Annotated in this window: 7 protein-coding genes; 5 read left to right on the forward strand and 2 right to left on the reverse strand. The window is 69.3% G+C overall.

Annotated features, from left to right (window positions below; genetic code table 11):
- Positions 1 to 116: 116 nt before the first annotated feature.
- Positions 117 to 782 (forward strand): hypothetical protein, encoded by a 666-nt coding sequence (locus tag ACIQJT_RS41025; protein ID WP_402650577.1) that lies wholly within the window; start codon positions 117 to 119, stop codon positions 780 to 782.
- Positions 783 to 1,005: 223 nt separating this feature from the next.
- A complete protein-coding gene (locus ACIQJT_RS41030) occupies positions 1,006 to 1,572 on the forward strand; it encodes a DUF6233 domain-containing protein (RefSeq protein ID WP_402650578.1) in 567 nt (188 codons plus the stop codon).
- A gap of 257 nt (positions 1,573 to 1,829) precedes the next feature.
- Here the strand turns inward: ACIQJT_RS41030 and ACIQJT_RS41035 are convergent, their stop codons facing one another.
- Both ACIQJT_RS41035 and ACIQJT_RS41040 read right to left on the reverse strand, forming a co-directional pair.
- Entirely contained in the window at positions 1,830 to 2,051 is a 222-nt protein-coding gene (locus ACIQJT_RS41035) for a hypothetical protein (protein WP_402650580.1), read from the reverse strand.
- A 124-nt stretch (positions 2,052 to 2,175) separates the two neighbouring features.
- Positions 2,176 to 3,072 (reverse strand): replication-relaxation family protein, encoded by an 897-nt coding sequence (locus ACIQJT_RS41040; protein WP_402650581.1) that lies wholly within the window; start codon positions 3,070 to 3,072, stop codon positions 2,176 to 2,178.
- Between the two features lie 1,010 nt (positions 3,073 to 4,082).
- Between ACIQJT_RS41040 and ACIQJT_RS41045 the strand changes: the two genes are divergently transcribed.
- The 3 genes from ACIQJT_RS41045 to ACIQJT_RS41055 all read left to right on the forward strand — a co-directional run bounded on the left by ACIQJT_RS41045 (position 4,083) and on the right by ACIQJT_RS41055 (position 5,928).
- Positions 4,083 to 4,832 (forward strand): hypothetical protein, encoded by a 750-nt coding sequence (locus tag ACIQJT_RS41045; protein ID WP_402650582.1) that lies wholly within the window; start codon positions 4,083 to 4,085, stop codon positions 4,830 to 4,832.
- A gap of 191 nt (positions 4,833 to 5,023) precedes the next feature.
- Positions 5,024 to 5,602 (forward strand): hypothetical protein, encoded by a 579-nt coding sequence (locus ACIQJT_RS41050; protein WP_402650583.1) that lies wholly within the window; start codon positions 5,024 to 5,026, stop codon positions 5,600 to 5,602.
- Complete coding sequence (locus tag ACIQJT_RS41055; RefSeq protein ID WP_402650584.1) at positions 5,599 to 5,928, forward strand: hypothetical protein; 330 nt, start codon at positions 5,599 to 5,601, stop codon at positions 5,926 to 5,928. Before ACIQJT_RS41050 ends, ACIQJT_RS41055 begins: the two co-directional genes overlap by 4 nt.
- Positions 5,929 to 6,279: the final 351 nt, after the last annotated feature.

Here is a 6,279-nt window from a genome sequence, read left to right on the forward strand (position 1 = left end):
CCTTCTGTTCCGGGCGACGGGCATTCATCACCTGCTGTGCAGAATACGACCCCTTTAGTACGGAAGTTCGATCGGCGCTCCGGAACCCGGGAGGTCTGTTGCGTGTCCCTGTGCACATGGACAGCACCCTTCTCAACGCGGCGCTCAGCGCCGCTGGCGCCGTGAGTCTCCTCTTCCTCGGAGGGTGGCAGAACAACCGGCAAACCCTGCGCACCGAGCAGCGTAAGCAGGCCGAAGCCGACCGCGCCGCGCTGGAGGCGCAGGCAGACGAACTGGTGACGGCGGTCCTGGCGGTGCGCGTGGTCGGCAACACGCACGATCACCTGTGGGGGAGCTGGCGGTCCAAACTCAATGTGCTGTTCCACGCGGCGGTGCGGGGCGGCGCCGCCTACGCCGCCTCGCAGCAGCGGGGATTCCCGGCCACCATGATCGGCTATGGCGAGGTCGCCGGCGTCATCTCCCAGTGGGACCGCGAGAGCGTGGCGTCGGCCGCGAAGCTATCCGCGCCCCTGAACCGGCTTGCGGCGGCCGTCACGCCCTTGCTCAGGCGCCCGGAGCCCGGCCTGGCGCAGGCAGCAGATGAACTGTTCACCGTGGTCACCGAGCACTACACCGACACGGACCGGACCGTACGGGCCCTTGAGGCGTTTCACCGGGCGCTGCGGCCCGCGCTGGAGGCGCCCGCGGTCCGTCGACGCCGATGGGCTCTGCGCAGAAGGCCGGCCAGCGAGCCGAGACAGTTGGAGCCCGCCCGGCAGGAGCCGGGGCCCGACACCCCCTGACGCGAATGCGTACGCCCCCGCCAGCTCCTGTCGCGCCCCGACCACGGACCCGACCACGGCCCTGGGATGAGCCCGAACAGCCCGTCCACCGCTGGTCACAGGGCCTGCCCGGGCCTGTGGGGGGCTTGCCCGGCTGAGAGGGCAAGCCCCCGGCAAAGGGCTTGCCCAGGACGCCGGTAGCGGTGCGTTCCGCACCACGGGGACGGCCGCCTACGGTGGTGCGGTGACGCCGCCCTCCGACTCCGACTCAGTCTCGACGCCGGCCGCGGTGCCGGTCCGTCTCGTGCTGCCCGCCGACCCCCTGCTCGGCACCCCCGACCAGGAAGTCGTCGCGCGGTTGTGGAAGCGGCAGCAGACGCCCACGGGCTGGCTCTACCAGGTCGGGCTGCCCGCCTACCGCAACAGCGAGGACGGCGGTGTGGAGGCGGCGGAGTACCGGGTATGGGTGCGCGCCCCCGAGCATGTGCGGCCGGTCGACGGCGTCGACTACGACCAGGTCGACACCGAACGCCTGGAGAGGACACCGCGGTCGACGGCCCGCGAGGTCCTCGGAGAGCGCCGCCCCGCGGGTTGGGTGCTGCAGAAACTGCGCGAGGAGCGCGGCCCGGCCCGCTCGGTCCTGCACACGCCGGACTGCGAGGAAGCCCCGACCGGCGCACCCGTCCTGGACCTGGACCAGGCCCTGGACGCGGCGGAACACCCCGGTACCCGGCTGTGCGTGCTGTGTGGCTGCGCTCAGGAACTGTCACCCGTCCTCAAAGGCTTCGACCACCTCGGCTCCGACGGCTGATCAGGTTGCTTCCTTGGTGGGCCCCACCGTTGCCTGGACAGGTGCACCCACCGTTGCACCGAGAGGTGCACCGAGGGTTGCACCTCACGCACCCCCGGTGGCACGGGTTTCACCAGGTCACCCAGTACGGGCAAGCCCTTCCCGCACACCGACACCTCTTCCTACGCGACAGCCGCAGGAAGAGGACCCTTCCCGCGGGCTGGTGGCGTGGAAGCAGGGAGGCACGTCAGCGAGGGAACCGAGCAATGGCCGGCTGGTCAGGGCTCCCACATGGTCGGGCCTCCGCCCAACCACTCGATTTGCTCGGAGGCCGCGATCTCGTCTTCGTCGGCCAGCCCCTCCGTCAGGCCGGCCCGCTGAAGATAGACGACCATGTCCCAGAGCCCGTAGGCGTTGCCGACAGGTACTCCGTGGATGCGGACCATCCGACCGCCCGCGCTGTCGGGCGGATCTACAGTCACTGGCTGCGCAGTGGTCATGTCCAATGATTCTGCCGCAAACCAGACGCCTCCCCATCTAGTGCCCCAAGGCCTTTCTCCCAATGGGCGGTGGGCAGCAGCGGCTTCCGCGTACTTGCGCGTGCCCGCGCCACAGCCGGGCGGGTTACACGTCCCGGCTCAGGTCCCAGGGGACTCTGCTGCCGGGGGCCTGGACGGGGCGCCACACGGGCGCTGACGGGCCGGCCTGAAGCAGGTCGGTCAACGGGGCCACGAGGACGGGAACGTCGCGCAGAAAGGCGTACAGGGCCAGCTCCCGGGTGGCCGCGCGCAGGGCGCTGATCCGGTTCTCGACGCCGACGGGGCCGGTCCCGTCCAGGACGAACAGCAGCCGCGGGAACACCGGGTAGCGCCGCTTCCACGCCTCCACTCCCGGCTCCTGCATGGTCGGCCGGCGCCCCGGACGCGTGGGGACATAAGCGTGGAGGCGGGCGTACGAGGTGAGCTTGGCTGCCAGGCGCTCAGGGCCCATGGTGGCCCGGTCAACCTCCACGAACGCCCGCAGCATCGACCCGCTGTCGCCGTCGACCGGGCCGCGCCGGTAGTACAGGAGCGCGTCGGGGATGACCGCGTGCGCGTTGCCGATCGGATGGTGGACCTCGGTCATCCAGTCCAGCGGCCGGCACACATCGCCACGGCGACGGGCGTCCTGGAGGAAGGCCAGCCCTGTCTCAGTCACCGTGAGCCCGTGCCCGATCCCGAGACGCACCGCGGTCGGATCGGACGCCGTCCTGGAAGGCCGTCGCTCCCGCAGCTCAGGCCACTCACAGGCGACCTTGACCCCGTAGGCGGTGGGAAACCACACCCGCCTGCGCCCGGCCTGCGGCAGCGTGATCCGCTCGATCAGCCCTTCCTCGCGCAACCGGGCCAGGCGCCGCCGGGTCTGCTCGATCCGCACCCCGGGCGCGATCACCCAGTGCATCTGCTCCGTGGTCGCCATCCGGTACTGCACCAGCACCGCCAGCGCCAGCCGATCCCCACCACCCACGTCCACACCGATCACACTCGCTCCCCTTCCGGCAGCGGCGCCGGCCTCCTGCCCGCACCGCATACCGGAAAGGCCAGCGGCCACCCCCGACCAGAAGAGCGACCACCAGGGCCCGACCACGGTCACGAAGCGACAACACTGCCGCCGACCAAGCCCACATCCCCTCCGACAACCCCACCGACAACCCACCGCACCCACTCGCACGCCCACCCACAAACCCGCAGGCCACCACGCTGGTTGGGTCGTGGTCGCCAGGCCGACATCCCCCTCTGCACACCCCCACACCCCTCAGCCGAGAAGAAGAGAAAGGGAAAGGGCGGGGGCCGGGCGGCGCGCCTCGGGGGATCGGGGCGCCGTCCTCGCTGCTTGCGCGTCGGCGGGGCCTCCGCGCCTGGCGCCGGACAAGCCGGGCGCCGCACAGCACGCGACCAGTGAGCGCAGCGCACGCAAAAGGCCGGCACCCCTCAGTCCGCCGAAGCGGGTGGCACGGGGTACCGGCCAAAGCGAACCTCCGAAGAGGAACTGACACCAGCATAACCCGCCGCAACACGGCCCACAGGCGCCGCGCTGCGGCCTTTCCACGCCCTCGCCGGACCCTCGCGCGACCCGAGGGGCAGCGGACGCCACGGGGCGCAGCAGGGCGCAGCAAACCCCTTTCTCGCGGGGTGGGCGGGGCGGGGTGCGCCACCGGCCGCCGCCACGCGCGGCAGGGTCCGCTCCGCGGCCCCTGCGGGGCGCCTCCGGCACCCCGGGCGCGTGCTGCGGGCGACTCCGTCGCCCTTGCCGGTTGCTGCTCCGCAGCCCGGGCGTCCCGGCTCCGCCGGGAAAGCAGCCGGTACCACACCCCGCCCCGACTACCCCGCGAGAAAGGGCCCGGTAAAGCATTTCCGGCCCAAAAAAGAAAATAAAAAAGATCCATTGCGTAATGGAAATCGGGAGGCAAATTCGGTATTGTTTCTCTTGCCGGAAGGGAGTGGCACCCAACCGGCAAAGCGAACCAAACACCGAAGCAGACAAGGAACACAATGGAACAGCAGGCCCGTTACGTCATCGGAGCGCGTGAAGACTCCGGGATCTACCCCGTTGTAGTCGACGGCTACCCCGCCGGGACCATCCACCGCCGTCACGGCAGTTGGTTTGCGACCATGCCCGGCCACCCCATCACCGGCCGGAGCACCAGCCGCTACGGCGCTGCCGAACTCCTCGTGGCCGCCGTCGATGAGGGCAAGCGCCCCACCGCCCCCCTCACGCCCGCACACACCCCCCGCGCCGTGGACGTCGCGCACCGCAGCTACACCCATCTCATCCCCGAGCTGCGCCCGACGCTCCCGAACGCGGTCCGGGCTGCCGAGGCTATGGCCCGGCTGGCGGAGCTGGCATGGAAGCCGCTCGCGGGCTACCCCGGCGCCGACCAGCCCTGGCTGATGCAGTGCCTGCTGTGCGGGTGGCAGGGCCGTCGCTTCTGGTCCCACCTCCGAGGCCGCAACGGCGACCCCACGCCCCGCCCCATCACCCGGCACCCCGGGTGCCTGCTCGTCGCCGACCACGCAAAGCACATTGCTGAATTCACGGCCAATCTCACCACCACGTGCGAATGCGCCGAATTCAAGCACCCCACCGACATTCACGGCGCGCGTGAAATCCTCAGGACCCTCTCCTATTCTCCCGCCGCCACGATGCCGTACGCCCGAGCAATCCTGGAGCCCTGCACGGCATCCAGCGCCAGGGCCGCAGCCCTGCGCGAAGCACTGAATTCCCTCACCGCAAAGAAGTAGGCACACCAGGCCGGACCCACCCGGCCACCCACACCAGCGGGAGGCCCGCACCGGGCCTCCCGTCCCCGCCCGGCGAGCACCCCGCGCCACCGCCCGGCCACCCTTTCCCGCGCCCCGCCGCGAGTTGAGCCGCCCAAAGGGCCCGCTCCTCGCCGCCTTCTGCGCGCAATCCAGCACGCCCGAGGAATTCAGTGATCCCGGTAAAGAGCACCGAAGAACAGCGCCGCGAATACACCCGCGCCATCATCGAAAAGTGGGAAACGGCCACGCCCGACCAAAAGCGCCGTGGCCGTGACTGGTACGCAATCGCCCACGAAATCGCCCTAGAAATCTCAGGAGGCAACGCAAAGAAAGGGGCAGGCGTACTTGCCGCATTGTCCGCAAACACATCGTGGCCCGAAAACTGCCGACTCGCCCGAAAGGCATTCACCGACGGCACCGCAACCGGCCACGTCCGAGACGCACTCACCAAAGCAAACCGCATCATGGCAGGAACCGACCCGACCGAAGTTCTCCCCATGACCCTGAAAACAGGCTGGTTCTACCTCTGCATCGAAAACCCAGAACACCCCGAAGCCGTAGTCATCGACCGCCACGCCCACGACATCGCAGTCCGCCAGGTCTACGGCCAGCGCGACCGAGGCCTAGGCGCACAGGGCCGGTACAACACCCTCGCCAACTGCTACCGGGCCGCCGCGCAGGCAATCGGAGAGATCCCCAGCAAGGTTCAGGCAGTCACCTGGGTCGCACACATCGAGAGGAAATCATGAACGTCATCACGTGTGCTTTCTGCACCTCCGAGGCAGCGACTTTCCGCGTGCGCCCGGACCGAGTATTCGAATGCCCACAGGGTCACGAAATCACAGTCCGGGATATCTGCTTGGACGAAATGAATGTCTGGGCAGTCGACGCCTCCGGAACTCTCGGATACGTCGTCAGCCCCGTGTTCTCCCTGGAAGTGATCGCCGAAGCACTGGAAGACCTGGCCAACTGCGACAGTTGGCCACACCCCGAATACGCCGCCCGCGTAGCGCTCGATACGGCATTCAAAGCCTGCGTCGACTACGTGGCCGCTTACCGCGTCGGCGTAGCGTAAGTCTCCAAGCCCCTTCGGGGATTGGAGAGGGAGTGAGGACTCAGCCCGGAATTCATCCGGGCTGAGTTTTGACGCACCTTCAGGGGCGAGATAGGGGGTACGGTGTGAGACCAAAACACATCCGGGCCTCAACTTTGACGCACGAGGTCTGTGCTGATGGTCTGTCAGGTTCCGGCAGGTGCCTGCGCTCCACTGCGCACCCCCCTCCCTGCTGCTGCCGCTTTCCTGACGCTCCCGGAGGGTGCGTCAGGGCCCGTACTGGACTGCGGAGCAGGCCGGTACGGGACGGCCCGGGCCGGAGGCCGGGCCCCGGATCACGGAGTGATCCGGAAGGCGGAACGGAGTTCCGCC

Origin of the sequence: Streptomyces sp. NPDC091972 (assembly GCF_044756385.1) — a bacterium.
Lineage (GTDB): Bacteria > Actinomycetota > Actinomycetes > Streptomycetales > Streptomycetaceae > Streptomyces.

Coding starts and splice junctions, on each gene's coding strand:
- ACIQJT_RS41025 (WP_402650577.1), top strand. CDS start 117: ATGGACAGCACCCTTCTCAACGCGGCGCTCAGCGCCGCTGGCGCCGTG.
- ACIQJT_RS41035 (WP_402650580.1), bottom strand. CDS start 2,051: ATGACCACTGCGCAGCCAGTGACTGTAGATCCGCCCGACAGCGCGGGC.
- ACIQJT_RS41045 (WP_402650582.1), top strand. CDS start 4,083: ATGGAACAGCAGGCCCGTTACGTCATCGGAGCGCGTGAAGACTCCGGG.
- ACIQJT_RS41055 (WP_402650584.1), top strand. CDS start 5,599: ATGAACGTCATCACGTGTGCTTTCTGCACCTCCGAGGCAGCGACTTTC.